Raw genomic sequence first — 228 nt, 5'->3', positions numbered from 1 at the left:
AGCATGACCTGCCATTCCCCCGGTGCACTCGTGAGCGAATAGCGCCAATGAATCGCGGTGACGCGCGTCCTGTCAGGCGCCATCAGACCTGAATCACGCACGGCATCTGCCACTGCCAGAGGGCGCATATACCAATGCCCCCGCTGAGCGATGGTCAGCGACTCGACGGACATCATCACCGCCGCGCTGGCGGCCTGCACCGGCGTGGCCAGCGTCGCGGCCCACAGC

General features: G+C 66.2%; 1 protein-coding gene. It reads right to left on the bottom strand.

Annotation, left to right across the window (positions count from 1 at the left end):
• Positions 1-228, bottom strand: a 228-nt coding sequence (locus SCA31_RS25910) for a hypothetical protein (RefSeq protein WP_410699801.1), incomplete at both ends; no start/stop codon positions are given.

Source organism: Chryseobacterium sp. SIMBA_028 (assembly GCF_046535285.1).
Classification (GTDB): Bacteria; Bacteroidota; Bacteroidia; order Flavobacteriales; family Weeksellaceae; genus Chryseobacterium.
The sequence above is the reverse complement of the archived record's forward strand: the minus strand, read 5'-3'. Positions and strand labels throughout refer to the sequence as shown.